This is a genomic window from Schaalia naturae (genome assembly GCF_042665795.1).
Classification (GTDB): domain Bacteria; phylum Actinomycetota; class Actinomycetes; order Actinomycetales; family Actinomycetaceae; genus Pauljensenia; species Pauljensenia naturae.
In genome coordinates this window covers 184,422-198,825 of sequence record NZ_JBHTEF010000001.1, presented here as the reverse complement: position 1 = coordinate 198,825, position 14,404 = coordinate 184,422, and the positions used below count along the sequence as shown (strand labels likewise).

Sequence of the window (14,404 nt, the reverse complement as noted above, 5' to 3'; positions counted from 1 at the left end):
CGTCGGGGGCAGCGCGCCGCCCCCGGTCACTCCCAGCCGCGGCGCCCGTCGCGGCGATCGGGGCGCGGCATCCGGCGGCGCCGCTCCCCTTCCCAGCCGTCGCGGCCGCGGCCCGGCTCCCAGCCGTCGTCGAACGGGGCGCTCCCACCGGCGTGCGGCCCACAGCCCCCGCCGCGGGACCGATGCCCGCCATGCGGGCCGCCATGGTGCCTGCCGCGGGGACCGGGCCCGGCATCTGGGTCGAAGCCGCCGCGCCGGTGCGGCCAGTCTCTGTCGGGCTCGGCGCCGACGGCCTGTTCCAGCCCCTCGATGATGCGGTCGGCCATCGCGAGGAAGGTCGCACGCTCGTCTTCGGAGAGGGGGGCGAGGGGGTCGATGCCTGGCCGCGCGGCCAGCTCCCTCGCCGCGGAGCGGCCGGCCTCGGTGAGCTCGACCAGGCGGGCCCGAGCGTCATCGGGGTCGGGGAGGCGGCGGACCAGGCCGACGCCCTCCAGCTTCGCCAGGAGCTCGCCCATCGATTGGGGGCGCACTCCCAGCAGGTAGGCCAGGTCGCGTTGCGCGATCGGGCTGTGGAGCGTGAGCAGGGCGAGGACGCGGCCCTGTCCGCGCGTCTCGTCGTGCGGTCCGGGACCGCGGCGGCCTCCGTGGGCGCGCCGTAGGAGCCGGGAGAGAAGGTGGAGCCTGAGCTCCACGGCGTGCGCGTCCGTGTCCGCCTCCGCCGGCGCGGGCTCCTGCGCCGGGACCGGTTCATCGGGATCCGGTTGCCTCGCCTCGTCCGGCGGTGCCGCTGAGTCGGGTGTGATGTCGTCGTTCATGACGGCCTCCTTCAGATGTCTGTGATGCCCCTATTCTTGAAGGGACCTTCAGATCATACGAAGGTACCGAAAGATTGTCAACAGGTACCTGACTACGTGGCCCGACCGCCGGACCTCAGTCCACGGGCGCGAAGGAGGCCATCAACGCCTGGGTGAGGCCCGGCACCAGGTTCGCCCCCTGGCCGACCTGGTCGTCGGCGTCAAAGGCCCGGGTGCGCACCGCCGTCCACGTCTCGCCGCTGCGCAGGACCCCGACCGCCAGACGCACATCGGTACGCGAGGGGTGGGAGGAGATGAAGGCGAGGGCCTCGTCCGGATCTTCCGGCGCCTGGGCCTCGACCTCGGGGGGGACGATGATCCGCTCGACGGTCAGCGCCGCCCCGGCCACGGAGTCCGGCCAGGCCAGATGGCCGAGCACCTCCTCAAGCTCATCGTCGGGGAGATCCTCCTGGATGATCGCCGAGAGATGGAAGGGCGTGCCGTCCCATCCGCGGCGCAGTTGCCCGGCGACGTCGGAGGGAACCCCCTGCTGGCCGATGAGGTCCCGGGTCGGGACCAGGGCGTACAGCGAGGGCGCGTGGTCCCATCCCACCCGGGCGGCGGAACGCTCGATGTCGCGCACGACGACAGCTAGGGCGGAGGCGGCCGGCGAGGCCAAGGGATCGTCATCCATGCCCCCATGGTGTCACGTCGCCGCGCCGCGTCTCCCGCACCAGGGGCGTCGCCCTCGTCACGAGCGTCCCCGACCCTCCCCCGGGCGGGCGCGGGACGCACAGGTAGACTGGTCGGCGTCCATGGACGCACAAGTGAGAGGACGACGCGGTGAGCGCCTTCCCGACAGCACGACCGTCACCACGGAACCCGAGGAGGGGTTCGGGCACGGGCAGGCGAGGCCCCAACCCCTGGGTCATCACGGTGGCCGTCCTGGCGGCGATCGTCGCGCTGATCGCAGCCGCCTCCCAGGTGTGGACCGAGGTGCTCTGGTTCGAGCAGATGGACTCCACCCGCGTGCTCCTCACCCGGTGGGGAGCCGTGGCGGGACTGTTCGTCGTGGGGTTCCTGCTGGTCTTCGGCTTCACGTCCTTCAGCATCCAGTACGCCTACCGCCACCGCGGCAGGACCGTCCGCGGCGAGATGGGCGCGAACCTCAGGCAGTACCAGGAGGCGATCGAGCCTCTGCGCGGCTTGCTGTTCTGGGGCGTCCCCGTGCTGCTCGGCCTCACCAACGGCGGCACGCTGGCCGCGAACTGGCAGACGATCCTCACCTTCTTCAACAGGACCTCCTTCGGCACCACCGACCCGATCCTGGGCAAGGACGCCTCCTTCTACGTCTTCGTCCTGCCGCTCTTCCAGATGCTGGCATCATTCGCCCTCACCCTGCTGGTGATCGGCCTCATCGCCGCGCTGGTCGTCCACTACCTCTACGGGACGATCGGCGTCACGCCGCGCCCCTACGCACTGCGCCCGGCGCGTCTGCAGATCGGGTGGCTCGCCGCGGGCATCTCCGCCGTCATCGGTGTGCGGTACTGGCTGGGCCGCTACTCGCTGCTCACCCAGCAGGGGGAGCCCGCCGACGGAGCCCTCTACTCCGATGTCAATGCGGTCCTGCCCGCCCACTCGCTCCTGGCCGTGATCTCCGGGCTGGTCGCCATCCTGTTCGTCGTCGCGGCATTCAGGGGCACCTGGAGGCTGCCCACCACCGGAGTCGTCGTCACGATCGTGTCGGCGCTGGTCATCGGGGGGATCTATCCCGCGCTCATCCAGCAGTTCCGCGTCACCCCGAACGCTCGTGAGCTGGAGTCCCCCTATATCCAGAACAACATCGACGCGACGCTGACGGCCTATGGCCTGGACGACCTCGAGTACCAGACCTATGACGCGGAGACCGACGCCCAGCCGGGTCAGCTGCGCGAGGACTCGGAGTCCACGTCCCAGATCCGTCTGCTCGACCCGCTGGTCATCACGAAGACCGTCCAGCAGCTCCAGCAGTCCCGCCCGTACTACGGGTTCACGTCAGGGATGGCGGTCGACCGCTACACCGTCGACGGCGAGCTGCGCGACACCGTCATCGCGATGCGCGAGCTCAACCTGGCGGGGCTCTCCTCTGAACAGCAGACCTGGGTCAACCAGCACACCGTCTACACGCACGGCTTCGGGGTCGTCGCCGCCTACGGCAACACCGTGACCTCCTCGGGGCTGCCCTCCTACTGGGAGCAGTCGATCCCGTCGGTCGGCGAGATGGGCGACTACGAGCCTCGGATCTACTTCTCCCCCTCCTCCCCCGACTACTCGATCGTGGGCGCCGAGGAGGGCGCCGATCCCCAGGAGCTCGACTACCCGGACGACGCGGCGTCGGGCGGTCAGGTGCGCACGACCTTCACGGGCGACGGCGGCCCGAGCGTGGGCAACGTCTGGAACAAGCTGCTGTACTCGATCAAGTTCGGATCGACGGACATCTTCTTCTCCTCGCAGACGAACTCGGCCTCACAGATCCTCTACAACCGCTCGCCACTGGACCGCGTGGCGAAGGTGGCACCCTACCTCACCCTCGAGCAGGAGCCCTATCCCGCCGTCGTCGACATGGACGGGGACCCCTCGACCCCCAAGCGCCTGGTGTGGATCGTCGACGCCTACACGACGTCGAACTCCTACCCGTACTCCGAGCACCAGTCCCTTGAGCAGTCCACCGTGGACTCGCAGGCCAATCAGGTCGGGCAGTACGTCCAGGCGACCACCGTCAACTACATGCGCAATTCGGTGAAGGCCGTCGTCGACGCCTACGACGGGTCGGTGCGCCTGTTCCAATGGGACCAGGACGATCCGGTCCTGCAGACGTGGATGAAGGTCTACCCGGACTCGGTGGAGCCCCTCAGCAACATCTCCGGCGACCTCATGAGCCACCTGCGCTACCCCGAGGATCTGTTCAAGGTCCAGCGCAACCTGCTGACCTCGTACCACGTGACGGACGCCTCCCAGTTCTACACGGGCGGCGACCGCTGGCGCCTGGCCCAGGAGACCTCGACCGCGGCCTCGACCTCGGAGAGCGGCGCCCAGCAGACCGACCTGTCGGGCAACACGGCGACAGCCTTCCAGCCGCCGTACTACCTCACGATGCAGATGCCCGGCCAGGACTCGGCCGCGTTCTCCCTGACGTCAGTGTTCGTCCCCGGTGGCACGTCCCAGCGCGAGGCGATGGCCGGCTTCCTGGCCGTCGACTCGGAGACGGGCGACGAGGCCGGGAAGGTCGCCGACGACTACGGCAAGCTCCGCCTCATCGCCCTGCCCTCCTCGACGACCGTCCCCGGACCCGGTCAGGTGCAGAACGCCTACGACTCGAACCAGGACATCGCGACCGAGCTCAACCTGCTCAACCAGTCCGACTCGACCGTCATCAGAGGCAATCTGCTCACCCTGCCCGTGGGCGGGGGGCTCCTCTACGTCCAGCCCGTCTACGTCGAGGGCAAGGGCAGCGCCTCCTACCCGGTGCTGCGGGCCGTCCTCACCGCGTTCGGCGACCAGGTCGGGTTCGCGGACACCCTGGAGGAATCTCTGGACCAGACCTTCGGCGGCGACTCCGCGGCCGAGGTCGCCGGCGAGCAGTCCGACGACACCGGAGGCGGATCGGACACCGGCGGCTCCGGGTCGGCCGCGCTGACGGCCCAGCAGAGGCTCAATCAGGCGCTCGTCGCGGCGAAGAACGCGATAACGGCAGCGGATGCCGCTCGGACCTCAGGGGACTGGACCGCCTACGGCAAGGCGCAGGATGATCTGGACTCGGCTCTGTCGGAGGCCCTGGCGGCCCAGCAGGAGCTCGGGCAGGACACGTCGGGCCTGGTGGGCGACCAGCAGTCCGGCGCCGCGGGCTCGGGCGCCCAATCCGGGGACTGAGCCCTCGCCGTGTCCGGCGTCCGACCCCGGTCGGGCGGCGGACGCGGTCCGGGCCAGGCCCCGACGAGGGCGGCTCGGCCTGCCCGAACGGACACGTCAAGCCGGGGGTCCGCATCCGACCATGAGTCATGTCACCCGCGCTCCTGTTGAAGCGCGCCGGTCGAACAGGTAACTTTGTGGATGTCGACGCGGGGTGGAGCAGTTCGGTAGCTCGCCGGGCTCATAACCCGGAGGTCGCAGGTTCAAATCCTGCCCCCGCTACCACCGCCGATGAGGCGCTCGAAGGCCCGGTCCCGGAAGGGATCGGGCCCTTCGTGTATGCGGGCACATAGGGCGCGGAGGCCCAACCGCCCTGGCCGGAGCTGGCCGCGCCGTCATCGCTTTCGTCCGGCACAGCACAGAATGCGCCGGACACCGGACACCGCCGTCCCCATGGGCGCCGCACAGATGCAGGTCACGACGGGTATCGAGCCGTGAGTCCGATTGACGCGCGCCGGCATTCTGTGTCGTTCGCCTCCAATTCGGCGTCGTCCGTCCCGCCCGATGAGGAACGCCGGGCGCGCCGGCCTCGTCAACGCGATCCCGCCCTCGTCGCCGGGCCGCACGGCCGCGACCGGTCCGGCGACGTGAAATGAGAGACTACTCTCTGTTGGGGTATCCTCTGCGAGTCATGTGCGACGCGCCTCCTTCCCAGGAGGCGCCCGCGGGACTCTGCAGCGCACCTGGACGAGCCAGGCCGCGGAAACAGGTTGGGGACGAGTATGAGCACGGGCGAAGAACGGGCCGCGAACGGCGCGGTGCAGACGACAGCCTCGGGCGCGGTCGAATGGCACGCGCCCGTCCTCGTCCGCACGGACGAGTCGACCACAATCCCCCTGCTCCTGCGGCAGCGGGTCCAACGCTCCGCGCGCCGGGCGCTGGTGGAGGTCAAGCGGGAGATCGGCGGCGTGTGGACCCCGATCAGCGCCGCCGACTTCTACGAGCAGGTCCAGGACGCGGCAGCGGGGCTGATCGGGCTGGGCCTGGCGTTCGGCGATGCCGTCGCCATCATGTCGCGCACGCGATACGAGTGGACGCTGCTCGACTACGCCTGCTGGTTCGCCGGCCTGGTTCCCGTGCCGATCTACGAGACATCGTCGATCGAGCAGATCGCCCACATCCTCGCCGACGCCGACGCGAAGGTCGTCGTGACCGAGACCATCACGATGGCCGAGCTCGTGCGGTCCGCCGCACAGGATCGCGAGCGCGATCTCCTCCACGTGCTGTCCCTCGACTCGGGGGCCATCCGGACCATCGTGGACGCCGGCGCGGCCACAACCCGCAGCGACGTGGAGGCGCGCACCCGCCGCCTCCGGGCCTCCTCGACGGCCACGATCGTCTACACCTCCGGCACGACCGGGACCCCGAAGGGCGTGGTCATCACCCAGGGGGGCATCGCCACGCTCGCCGTCAACGCGAACGCGTGGATGCCGGAGATCGCCATGGGCAAGGACTCGCGGCTCCTGCTGTTCCTGCCGCTGGCGCACATCCTCGCCCGCTTCCTCGAGGTGTTCCAGCTCAGCGGCGAGGGCGTGCTCGGGCACACCTCGGACACGAAGAACCTCGTCTCCGACCTCTCCTCGTTCCGCCCCACTTACCTCCTCACCGTGCCCCGCGTCCTCGAGAAGGTCTACAACACGGCGGACGCCCAGCAGGCGGGAGCCCGGAACCAGGTGTTTCGGTGGGCCGCGCACGTCGCCGTCGGCTACTCGATCGCGTCCGCCACCGCGGAGGGCCCCTCCCGGAGCCTGAGCGCCCAGCACGCCGCCGCGGACGTGCTGGTCTACCAGAAGATCCGCAAGCTCTTGGGCGGCAACGCCGACTACATCATCTCCGGCGGCGCCCCGCTGTCTCCGCGACTGGCCCACTTCTACGCCGGCGCCGGCGTGCAGGTCCTGGAGGGCTACGGGTTGACCGAGACGATCGGGCCGGCGTCCGTGAACACCCCGCGCCTGAGCAAGATCGGCACGGTGGGCCAGCCTCTGGCCCCCGCCGCCATCAAGATCTCCGAACAGGGCGAGGTCCTGGTCAAGGGGCCCACCCTGTTCGCCGGCTATCACAACGATCCCGCGGCCACCGCGGGCGCTTTCACTCCCGACGGCTGGTTCCGGACCGGAGACCTCGGGCAACTCGACCGCGACGGCTACCTGCGCCTCACGGGACGCGCCAAGGAGCTCATCGTGACCGCCGGCGGCAAGAACGTCTCCCCCGCAGCGCTAGAGGACGACCTGCGCGGACACCCGCTCATCAGCCAGATCGTCGTGGTCGGGGACCAGAGGCCCTTCATCGCGGCGCTCATCACCCTGGACGCCGAGATGCTGCCCCTCTGGCTGTCCAACCACGGCCTGCCCGCCATGTCCGTCCGCGAGGCGGCCACCAACATCGAGGTCCGCGCCAGCCTGGAGCGCGCCGTGGAACGGGCCAACCGCCACGTCTCGCGCGCGGAGTCGATCCGCAAGTTCACGGTCCTCACGACGGACCTCACCGAAGCCAACGGCATGCTCACGCCCTCCCTCAAGGTCAAGAGGAACGCGGTCCTCAGCTACTACGCCGACGTCATCGACGGCATCTATGAGTGACGGGCCGGGACCCGGCACGGGGCGGACCGGAACCGCGATGGCATGACCGGCATCGGTTCCACGGTCCTCGCGTTCTTTGCCTACGCGTGGTGCGGATGGGCCCTGGAGTCCATCGTGCTGCCCATATCCGATAGTAAGCTATCGGATATGACGGAACACCCGCGGAACGACCGAACGAGGACCGCCGAGACCACGCCCGCACCGGCTCCCGCTCGGGGCTTCGCCAGATCGAGCGCCCCGGAGGCGCCTGAGCGGAGACGGGATCCTGCGCCCGCGAGCCGGAAACCGATGGCCGAGGATCGCGATCCCCGGCTCGGTATCGCCCTGGCCAGCGGCGCAGCCTTCGGCGCCGCTCATGCCGGAGTCCTGCTGGCCGTGGAGGAGGCCGGCCTCCGGGTCGACGTCGTGACGGGAGCCAGCGCGGGCGCACTCGTCGCAGGCGCCTGGGCCGCGGGGATGTCCGCCGGCGAGATCATCGACCGGCTCCTGGTCGCCGGCTGGCCCGACATCGCCACACCGAGGCCGTCGCTGCGCCTCGGCCTCCTGGACACCCAGCCACTGCGGTCCACTCTCAACGAGTTCGTGCGCGACGTACGCATCGAGGACATGCCGGTGCGTTTCGGCGCAGTCGTCACCTCGCTCGTCGCCGCTCGCCCCCAGGTGATCACCAGCGGTCCGCTCGTGGACGCGCTGCTGGCCAGCAGCGCTGTTCCCGGCCTGTTCCCGCCCGTCGAGGTGGATGGCCGCCCCTCCATCGACGGAGGCCTGCTCCTCCCCCTGCCGGCCCGGACCGCGCGCATGCTGGGCGCGCAGCGGGTGATCGCCGTGACCTTCAACAACCGGCCCCGATGGCGGCAGTACTACGAGTCGCACGCCTACAAGGCCGTGGATTCCGGCGATATCACGGTGAGCATCGACACCGAGGGCATGTCGCACTGGAGTTGCGCCAGCGTGCCGCAATTGATCGACATGGGCCGCCGGGCCGGCAACGAGGCGCTGAGCGAAGGGATGGCCGCGGCCCTGCTCGAAGCCGTGTGACCGCGACGGAGGACGCCGCCGGGCCGCGATCCGCGCAGCCTTCAGGCCATCGACCTCGCGTCCCCTCCGTCGGTCGGGCGCAGCGAATCCAACAGGACGTCGATCATGCGTCGGCGCTGGACGTCGTCCTCGGCGACGAGCCCAGATCCGAGGGCGATGACGCCGAGCAGGCGCGCGAGCTCTCCTCCTCCCAGGTCCGAGCGGAGATGACCGGCCGCCCGACCTCTGCTGGACAGATCACCGAAAAGCCTGTCGTGACTGCTGATGAGCGAATCCGTGAGAGGTCCGACGTCCTGGACCGAGGCCATGAGGTTGTGCTCCCGGGTGAAGACCGCGCTGATGCGGTCCAGAATGTCCACGAGGCTCTCATGGTCACCATCGGTGTCCTCGAAACGCATCAGCAGCGGCACCACCGCTTGGGCGAACACGCGCTGATAGACCGAGCTGGCCAGCGCCCGCCTGTTGGGGAAATGGCGGTAGAGGGTGGCGACGCCCACTCCCGCCTCCTCGGCGATCCGCGAGAGGCTGGCGACTCCCCCGCCGACCAGCGCGGCGTGGGCGGCATCGAGAATGCGCGAGATGCTCGCCGCGGCGTCCGCGCGCAATGTTCCTTGCTGCATATCACTCCCCGCCCAGACGGGCCGTCGCGACCCGCCATCGGCCCCGCCCCCATGATACGGGAGTCTCAGGCCGGGACCTCGATCCGCCCCGCCCGGATCTGGACCGACAAGACCGTGTCCATGTCGGACTAAGGCCATCGATCTGGTCGCTCTCCTCGACGCCTCGTACTCGATGAACCAGTGCGACGGCAACGGGTTCCCGGCGGCGATGACCGCCTCCTTCCTCAAGAGCGGGATCACCGACGCCGACAACGACGAGGACGACAGCGCCGCTCACGGGATGGACGCCGTCGCAGCCCGGGTGCTCACCGTCGGGCTGGGGGCCCTGGCCGAGAACGGCCGGCAGCTGGCGTACGCGACACCGGATCCCTCGGACCGCTACGGGGATGCCAGCCACAGGCCGCCATCGCGGAGACCAGCACGACCCACTGCCTGACGACGCTCAACGCCGGATGGGTCACGGGCGTGGACTGGGCAGCGGGGAGACGGCCCAGTCCCGCGCGACGGTCGACGCGGACGCCCGCGGATCCCCCACGGCCGTAAATGGGACACACGCATAGAATGCATGACCGTGAACGTCGTCGAGCACGCTGTGATCACCGCGGAGGCCCTGTGGGCCCGGCGCCATGTGTCCCTGGCCCCGGAGCCCCCGGGGGAGCGTTCCGGAATGGCCGGCAGCGTCGATCCGGCCGGGGCCGGCGGGCCGGGGACGCCGGTGCGGCTGGTGGCCGTCGGCGACTCGCTGGTCGCCGGCTGCGGGGTCGGGGACCAGGCCGAGGCGCTCGTCCCGCGCATCGCCCGCCTGCTCGCCGGGTCCGCGGGGACGCCGGTGCAGTGGGAGGCCCACGGGCGTCTGGGCGCCACCATGCGGCGCGTGCGCTACCGCCTGCTCCCCGAGGTCGCCGGCACGCCCGACATCCTGTTCGTGTGCGCCGGCTCCAACGACATCATGGCCAGACGCAGCCGCGGGGAATGGGTCGAGGACCTCACCGTCGTCCTCGAACAGGCCTCCCGGATGGCTCGACGGGTGGTTCTGTGCAGCTCCGGCCAGCCCCACCGCAGCCCGGCGTTGCCTCCCCTGCTGCGCCGAGAGCTCGGCCGGCGCGTCGACGCCCAGACTGCCGACTTCGAGCAGGTCTGCCGGCGGCTCGGCGTCAGGTTCGTCGACGTCGCCCACGCCGAGCTGATCCCCGGATTTTGGGCCTCCGACCGTTTCCATCCCGGAGCCGCGGGCTACGAGTTCGCGGCCGGAAAGGTCGCGGAGGCCATGGTCGCCCGCGAGCGCGCGGTCTGAGTCCGTCGGCGGCACTCTCAGGACTTCGCCGATCCCGACTGGGCGTCGGAGGCGGTGCAGGTCGGCAGCGTGTCCCCCTGGCCGGCCGCGATGGCCTTCACGGCTGACACCGCGTCGTCCAGGGTGGAGACCTTGACGACTCCCAGCCCGTCGGGGACGTGGCCGACCACCTCGTCGCAGTTCGCCGACGGGGCGAGGAACCATGCGGCGCCGTCGCGCACGGCGCCCCACATCTTCTGCCGGATCCCGCCGATCGCCTGGACCTGGCCGTCATAGCCGATGGCGCCCGTCCCGGCGATCGACTGGCCGCCCGCGAGGTCGCCGGGCGTCATCCGATCGATGATGCCCAGGGCGAACATCGTGCCCGCCGACGGGCCTCCGACCTTCTCCAGGTTGACGGTGATGTCCACGGGAAGGTCGACGTCGGCGCTGAGATAGACCCCGAGCTTGGAGCCCTGGGAGCCGTCGTCACCCGCGGACGTCACGATCGGCACGGCGACCTGCTCTCCGTCGCGCGTCATCGTCGCGAGCACTGTCGAGCCGACGGGGACGTCACGCATCACGGAGAACGGGACGGAGGCCGAGTCGACGGCATGGACCTGCCCGTCAGGCGTCGTCAGCGAGACCAGGACGTCACCCTGCTGGACCTTCCCCTCGGCATCGGATCCCGCCACCGCGCCCTCGACGGTCATCGTCGCGGGGACGTCCCATCCCAGGTACTCCAGGGCGGACACCTCAGCCGTCGACTGCGAGCTCTCCATCTGCGCCTGCCCCGCCCGGGTGACGTCCTCCTGGGTGACGTCTCCGGGATAGGCCTCGTCGTAGGGGACGACGACGTCGCGCCGATCCAGTCGGGCCTCGATGAGCTGGACCAGGTTGAGACGTTGGCCGGGACCGCCCTGCTCGGAGACGGTCACCATGCGCAGCTCGCCCGTCCCGTCCCCGGCCGTGCGCACGGGGTCCAGGGAGACCGCCTGCCCCGTGGACGGATCGGTGCCCGAGATCTCGATCATCGGCGTCCCGTCGGAGGACCCGGTGACGTCGAAGGTCGGGCCGGGCCCCTCCACGACATAGGGCATGGGCACGGTGAACGAGGCGATCAGCGCCGCCGCCAGGACGGCCATCCCGGCCAGGCCCGCGAAGCGGCGGGCCCGTCCCGGCCGGCGGCGCGCCGTCCGCCCCTCGCCGGCCGGCGCGGCCTCCTCCGGCCCTCCGGGTGCCGTCGGTCCCGGCCTGCCGGGGTCTCCCTCGTCATCGCGCGGGAGGATCGGGGACGGCGAGGGGGGCAGCGGCGACCGGCCGGAGGAGACGTCATTCACCCGCCCATTGTGGCCCGCGGCGAGGGCACGGTCGCGCCCAGACAGGCGGGCGGGGTGATTTCCCCGTCCGCTCTCAGCTCACTTCCGGTCTCCGCCCAGCCCGGAGTCCGATTCAGACAGTAGAGTCGGGACATGAGCGACTCAGGGGACACCCCGACCGACGGGCCGACTGACGCGTTCGAGGAATTCCTGCGCCGGATGCTCGGCGACCAGGCCGGTGCCGAGGCCGCGCGGTCCATGCGCGAGCAGGGGTTCGACGTGTCGCCCGTCAACGCCATGTTCGGCGACCCCGCGCAGATGCAGGCCGCCTTCACCCAGTTCCAGTACCTGTTCAACGCGACCGAGGGCCCCGTCAACTGGCAGATGGCCACCGATCTCTCCAAGCAGCGCGCCTTCCAGGCCGGGGATCCGTCGCTGACGGAGGCCGAGGCGCAGCGCGCCCGCGACGCCATGGTGGTGGCGGATCTGTGGCTGGACGCCGCCACCGACTTCGGGCCCGGTCAGGTCCAGCGCGCCGCCTGGACGAGGTCGCAGTGGATCGACGAGACGCTTCCGATGTGGAGGCGCATCACGGAGCCCGTCGCCTCGAATGTCTCGCGCGCGCTGTGCGAGGCGCTGTCCTCCCAGCTGCGCGACCAGGACCCGGGGTCTCTGGGCGACGCGCTGCCGGAGGGGCTGCCCCCCGGGATGGCCGACATGCTGGGCCGGACCACGCAGATGATGCCGAGGCTGGCCGCCATGATGTTCGCCATGCAGATGGGGCAGGCTCTGGCGGCGCTGGCGCAGGAGGCCATGGGCTCCACGGATGTCGGCCTCCCCTTGGCCGACGGGCACACCACGGCGCTGGTCGTCCACAACATCGGCGTCTTCGGGGAGGGGCTGGAGATCCCCTACGAGGAGGTCCAGCAGTTCATGGCCGTGCGCGAGTGCGCCCATCAGCGGCTGTTCGCCTCCGTCCCGTGGCTCTCCCACGATCTGGTGCGGGCCGTGGAGAACTACTCGTCGGAGATCGCCATCGACACCGACGCCATCGCCGACGCCGCCCGCGAGATCAATCCGACGGATCCGGCCTCGCTGGACTCCGCGCTGTCGCGAGGCGTGTTCTCCCCGGAGCCGACGTCGCGCCAGCAGGCGGCGCTCGAGCGCCTTGAGACGCTCCTCGCGCTGGTCGAAGGATGGGTCGAGGTCGTCGTCGCCCGCGCCGCGGCCCCCTATCTGCCTCACGCCGACCAGCTGCGCGAGATGATGCGCAGGCGCCGCGCGGCAGGCGGCCCCGCCGAGCAGGTGCTCGGCCAGCTCATCGGCCTGCAGATGCGCCCGCGGCGTGCGAGGGGCGCGGCCCGGGTGTTCACCCTGGTCGAGGACGCCCGCGGCCGTGAGGCCCGTGAGGCGCTGTGGCAGCATCCCGACATGGCGCCCACGGCCGCCGAGCTCGACGCGCCGGACGGCTTCCTGGACGGCCGGGACGCCTCCGCCTCCCAGGACGCGGAGATCGACGCCGCACTGTCCCAGCTGCTCGACGGGACGCTCGGATGGGCCGACGGGCTCTCCCCCGACACCGATCCGGAGGCTGACAGCCTGCGCCGGGCCGGGTTCCTCCCCGATGACGGATCCGACGGGGAGGACGGGGCGGGCCCGGAGGGCGGTCCGCACGATCCGACGGGCCCGGAGGGCACGCCGGGTACGCCGGACGCTTCCGCCTGACCGCCGGGCCCTCCGCGTCGCCGGCCTGTGGACCGTCCGTCCACAGATCCCCGCCGGGGCCGTCCGGCCCCTCCCCGCCGCCGCACAATGGCGCCATGGCATCTCGGCGAGGGGACGCGCGTCCCGGGGGGAAGCGGGTGGAGCTGGCACCCGGGACGGCGGTGCTGCCGCGCGGGGCCGAGGGCGTGCAGATCGGGGCGGACCCCGACCATCATCTGGTGCTCACCGGGCTCACAGCGCCCCAGAGGGCCTGGCTGTTGCGGGCGGCCCGCGCGGCGGTCCCGCCCCAGCCCGGCGCGACGGATCTCCCACGAGCGGCCCGCGCGGACGCGCCGCCGCCCGGAAGCGACCACCTCGTCGCCCTCATCGGCGCGGCCGGCCTGCTTGCGGCGGGCCCCGAGCCGCACGCGCGTCCGCCGTCGGTGCGCATCGACGGCCTCGACGGGGTGACGGCTCCCGCGGCCGTCCTCCTGGCCCGTTCCGGCGTCCGATCCTTCGACCTGGTGGATCCCCGCCGCGTCGACCTGTCGATGAGGGGAACGCTCCCCACCGCCATGTACGCCCTGCCGCGCCCCCGCGCCGTGCGGGACCTGCTCGCCTCCGCCGACGCGCAGACCCTCTGCGGCCGACTGCCCGCCCCCGATGTCGTCGTGGTCTCGCGCCCCCGCCGCCTCGATGACGCCGCCGGCATGCTGCTGGTCGAGGACCGCCGCCACCTGCTGGTCGTCCAGCACGAGCGCAGCGTCGTCGTCGGCCCGCTGGTCCGCCCTGGGATCACAGCCTGCGCCCAGTGCCTGGACCTGCGCCTCGCCGACGCGGACCCGTCGTGGCCGATGCTCGCCCGGCAGATGGGCGACTGGCCGCTGCCCGCCCCGCCCGCGGCCGCGGCCCATGTCGCCGCCCTGGAGGTCGCCCGGTGCGTGCTCGCCCGGGGCGCGGGACCGGAAGCGGGCTCCTCCGCGCTGGGACCCGCCCTGGGCGGGGACCCGGGGCGCACCCGCGCGCACATCGACCCATCGGGTCGCGTGAGGTTCGAGGCGGTGAGTCCCCACCCTCGCTGCGGGTGCGGCGCCGCGGGGCGGCCCTTCGCATGAACGAGGCCGACGCT

The 14,404-nt window shown here is 71.4% G+C and carries 11 protein-coding genes and 1 tRNA gene; 8 read left to right on the top strand and 4 right to left on the bottom strand.

Annotation, left to right across the window (positions count from 1 at the left end):
* Positions 1-26: 26 nt before the first annotated feature.
* On the bottom strand, positions 27-815 hold the full coding sequence (locus ACFQWG_RS00935; RefSeq protein ID WP_380971294.1) for a MarR family winged helix-turn-helix transcriptional regulator: 789 nt from the start codon (positions 813-815) through the stop codon (positions 27-29).
* Positions 816-930: 115 nt separating this feature from the next.
* A complete protein-coding gene (locus ACFQWG_RS00930) occupies positions 931-1,488 on the bottom strand; it encodes a PPA1309 family protein (protein WP_380971292.1) in 558 nt (185 codons plus the stop codon).
* A 149-nt stretch (positions 1,489-1,637) separates the two neighbouring features.
* On the opposite strand from ACFQWG_RS00930, the gene ACFQWG_RS00925 reads away from it, so the two are divergent.
* The 4 genes from ACFQWG_RS00925 (at position 1,638) to ACFQWG_RS00910 (ending at position 8,359) form a co-directional block, all read left to right on the top strand.
* A complete protein-coding gene (locus ACFQWG_RS00925) occupies positions 1,638-4,703 on the top strand; it encodes a UPF0182 family membrane protein (protein WP_380971291.1) in 3,066 nt (1,021 codons plus the stop codon).
* 187 nt (positions 4,704-4,890) lie between these two features.
* Positions 4,891-4,967, top strand: a tRNA-Met gene (locus tag ACFQWG_RS00920).
* Between the two features lie 497 nt (positions 4,968-5,464).
* Positions 5,465-7,321, top strand: coding sequence for an AMP-dependent synthetase/ligase (locus ACFQWG_RS00915; RefSeq protein ID WP_380971289.1), 1,857 nt, complete (start codon positions 5,465-5,467; stop codon positions 7,319-7,321).
* 288 nt (positions 7,322-7,609) lie between these two features.
* Positions 7,610-8,359, top strand: a complete 750-nt coding sequence (locus ACFQWG_RS00910) for a patatin-like phospholipase family protein (protein WP_380971287.1) — start codon at positions 7,610-7,612, stop codon at positions 8,357-8,359.
* Between the two features lie 41 nt (positions 8,360-8,400).
* On the opposite strand, the gene ACFQWG_RS00905 is transcribed toward ACFQWG_RS00910, so the two are convergent.
* Positions 8,401-8,964 carry a TetR/AcrR family transcriptional regulator gene (locus ACFQWG_RS00905; protein ID WP_380971285.1) on the bottom strand — a complete coding sequence of 188 codons (564 nt, stop codon included), beginning with the start codon at positions 8,962-8,964 and terminating at the stop codon, positions 8,401-8,403.
* Between the two features lie 187 nt (positions 8,965-9,151).
* On the opposite strand from ACFQWG_RS00905, the gene ACFQWG_RS00900 reads away from it, so the two are divergent.
* Positions 9,152-9,415, top strand: coding sequence for a hypothetical protein (locus tag ACFQWG_RS00900; protein WP_380971283.1), 264 nt, complete (start codon positions 9,152-9,154; stop codon positions 9,413-9,415).
* Positions 9,416-9,544: 129 nt separating this feature from the next.
* Complete coding sequence (locus tag ACFQWG_RS00895; protein ID WP_380971281.1) at positions 9,545-10,273, top strand: SGNH/GDSL hydrolase family protein; 729 nt, start codon at positions 9,545-9,547, stop codon at positions 10,271-10,273.
* A gap of 17 nt (positions 10,274-10,290) precedes the next feature.
* On the opposite strand, the gene ACFQWG_RS00890 is transcribed toward ACFQWG_RS00895, so the two are convergent.
* Positions 10,291-11,592, bottom strand: coding sequence for a YlbL family protein (locus ACFQWG_RS00890; RefSeq protein WP_380971279.1), 1,302 nt, complete (start codon positions 11,590-11,592; stop codon positions 10,291-10,293).
* Between the two features lie 132 nt (positions 11,593-11,724).
* On the opposite strand from ACFQWG_RS00890, the gene ACFQWG_RS00885 reads away from it, so the two are divergent.
* On the top strand, positions 11,725-13,296 hold the full coding sequence (locus ACFQWG_RS00885) for a zinc-dependent metalloprotease (protein WP_380971277.1): 1,572 nt from the start codon (positions 11,725-11,727) through the stop codon (positions 13,294-13,296).
* 95 nt (positions 13,297-13,391) lie between these two features.
* Positions 13,392-14,390 carry a hypothetical protein gene (locus ACFQWG_RS00880; RefSeq protein ID WP_380976364.1) on the top strand — a complete coding sequence of 333 codons (999 nt, stop codon included), beginning with the start codon at positions 13,392-13,394 and terminating at the stop codon, positions 14,388-14,390.
* Positions 14,391-14,404: the final 14 nt, after the last annotated feature.